At 43.5% G+C, this 1638-nt stretch carries 2 protein-coding genes and 1 pseudogene; all 3 read left to right on the top strand.

Annotated elements, in window-relative coordinates; translation table 11 throughout:
- Nucleotides 1-88: 88 nt before the first annotated feature.
- The gene (locus C1642_RS02555) at nt 89-1039 is read left to right on the top strand and encodes a ribose-phosphate pyrophosphokinase (protein WP_001133287.1); all 951 of its coding nucleotides are present in this window, start codon (nt 89-91) and stop codon (nt 1037-1039) included.
- A 99-nt stretch (nt 1040-1138) separates the two neighbouring features.
- Nucleotides 1139-1435, top strand: a complete 297-nt coding sequence (gene rplY, locus C1642_RS02550; RefSeq protein ID WP_001273421.1) for a 50S ribosomal protein L25 — start codon at nt 1139-1141, stop codon at nt 1433-1435.
- A gap of 20 nt (nt 1436-1455) precedes the next feature.
- Nucleotides 1456-1638: pseudogene (locus tag C1642_RS02545) on the top strand (aminoacyl-tRNA hydrolase); the annotation flags it as partial.

Genomic DNA, 1638 nt, shown 5'->3' with positions numbered 1-1638 from the left:
CAGCGGGTTTTGATCCCGCCATCCGTTGGTTCGAATCCAGCCGCCCCTGCCATCTACTTCATTACATACCAACCGCCAAGGGTGCTTCATGCCCAATCTTGTCGTTTTTAGTGGAAATGCTCATCCACAGTTCGCTCAAAAAGTCGTAAGTCACTTACATATCCCTCTAGGTGCTGCATCAGTCGGTCAGTTCTCTGATGGTGAAATTTCAGTAGAAATTACTGAAAATGTTCGTGGTAAAGACGTATTTATCGTTCAGCCTACTTGTGCTCCAACCAATGACAACCTTATGGAAATCTTGGTTATGGCAGATGCTTTGCGTCGTGCAAGTGCTGGTCGTATTACTGCTGTTATCCCTTATTTTGGTTATGCTCGCCAAGACCGTCGTCCACGTTCTGCACGTGTGCCGATCACAGCGAAAGTTGTTGCAGACATGCTTACCACTGTTGGTATTGACCGTGTCGTAATGATTGACTTACATGCTGACCAAATCCAGGGCTTCTTCGATATTCCAGTCGACAACATCTACGGTACTCCTGCTTTGCTTGCTGACTTACGTCAACAACAACATGACAACCTTATGGTGGTTTCTCCTGACGTTGGCGGTGTTGTACGTGCTCGTGCCGTTGCTAAACAGATGGGTGATATCGATTTAGCAATCATCGACAAACGTCGTCAAAAAGCCAATGAGTCGCAAGTTATGCACTTGATTGGTGACGTAAAAGATCGTGATTGCGTTATCGTAGACGACATGGTTGATACAGCTGGTACATTGTGTAAAGCAGCTGATGCACTTAAACAATTCGGTGCACGTCGTGTTGTTGCTTACGCAACTCACCCTGTACTTTCAGGCAAAGCAATTGAGAACTTACGTAACTCTGTTATTGATGAGTTAGTTGTAACTGACACAATTCCTCTTTCTGAAGAAGCATTAAACTTAGGCAAAATTCGCCAAGTTTCTGTTGCTAGCATGGTTGCTGAAACGATTCGTCGTATTAATAACGAAGAGTCTATCAGCGCGATGTTCGATAGTTTATAATATTGCAGCTTTTTTCTTAACCCTAGCTTTGGCTGGGGTTTTCTATCACTAAACTGGTCGCAAGTTTAGTTTATTTAATCTTTAATGAGGATTTATCTCATGGCAAACTTCGTATTAAACGCTCAAGCGCGTGCTGAAGACAAACAAGGGAAAGGTGCGAGCCGCCGCCTTCGTCGCGAATCTTTAGTTCCAGCTATCATCTACGGTGGTAACGCTGAGCCTGTAGCAGTTACTTTAGAACTTCGTGAGCTTGTAAAAGCTTTAGAAAGCAACGCTTTCTTTGAAGAAGTTGTTGAAATCAAAGTAGGTGACAAAGTTGAAAACGTTAAAATCCAAGCGTTACAACGTCACCCAGCTAAAAACACTCCTATGCACGCTGACTTCAAACGCGCATAAGTGTTTAAAGGCGTAGATTAGTGTCAAATATTTCGCTAATTGTTGGTTTGGGCAATCCTGGTTCAGAATATGCCCAAACCCGCCATAATGCAGGTTTCTGGTTCGTCGAACAGCTTGCAGATAAATATGGCATTACATTAAAAAATGATCCAAAATTTCACGGAATCAGTGGTCGTGGTAATATAGAAGGGCACGATGTTCGC

Source organism: Acinetobacter sp. AKBS16 (assembly GCF_002899995.1).
Taxonomy (GTDB): domain Bacteria; phylum Pseudomonadota; class Gammaproteobacteria; order Pseudomonadales; family Moraxellaceae; genus Acinetobacter; species Acinetobacter baumannii.
The sequence above is the reverse complement of the archived record's forward strand: the minus strand, read 5'-3'. Positions and strand labels throughout refer to the sequence as shown.